The organism is Peptoniphilus sp. HMSC062D09 (assembly GCF_001811425.1).
Classification (GTDB): Bacteria; Bacillota; Clostridia; order Tissierellales; family Peptoniphilaceae; genus Peptoniphilus_A.
In genome coordinates this window covers 168,108-168,659 of the sequence record NZ_KV804745.1, presented here as the reverse complement: position 1 = coordinate 168,659, position 552 = coordinate 168,108, and the positions used below count along the sequence as shown (strand labels likewise).

Here is a 552-nt window from a genome sequence, read left to right as displayed (position 1 = left end):
AAAAAGAGTGATAAAAAATATAGGGAGTGTGGACACAATGAGAAATATGACGGCAATATCATTTGGAACGACCTTTCGCATAAATAAATAGACTGGTAGTCCTACCAGTCCTGCGAGTGTGAAACCTATCATCTGCCTTTTGGTTAAGTTAAAAGCTACCTTTGTTTTTACCTTCTTTAGGTCTTTTGGGATTGGTACATATGCCATAACTTACCTCCCATCTTCTTTTTCCTTTGAAAGCTCTGCCATGTGTTCATAAACAGAGCCGATTTCTTCCTGAATGCTTTCTATCTGTTTATCTGTATTTTTGTTATATCTTTCCTGCAAAATACAAAAGTCATTATGGCAGCGACCGATGTCTTTTGTTCTTTCTTCCAGGTCATTAATCTTGCTAAAAAGTTTGATTCTATCAATCACCGCTATAACACCTGCTCCGATTACTGCTGCTGTAAATACTGTTTTTCTTTTGATCATCCTATCCTTCCTTTCTGTTAGTGTGCATTTAATACGCTTTTGGCCAGAGTTCCGCTCTTTAGCATCATTAACCCCAGC

The 552-nt window shown here is 37.7% G+C and carries 2 protein-coding genes; both read right to left on the bottom strand.

The window, feature by feature from the left end:
* A partial coding sequence (locus tag HMPREF2801_RS09625) for a PrgI family protein (RefSeq protein WP_148130102.1) occupies positions 1-207 on the bottom strand: 207 nt, incomplete at its 3' end.
* Between the two features lie 3 nt (positions 208-210).
* Complete coding sequence (locus HMPREF2801_RS09620) at positions 211-474, bottom strand: conjugal transfer protein (protein ID WP_070611887.1); 264 nt, start codon at positions 472-474, stop codon at positions 211-213.
* Positions 475-552 lie beyond the last annotated feature (78 nt).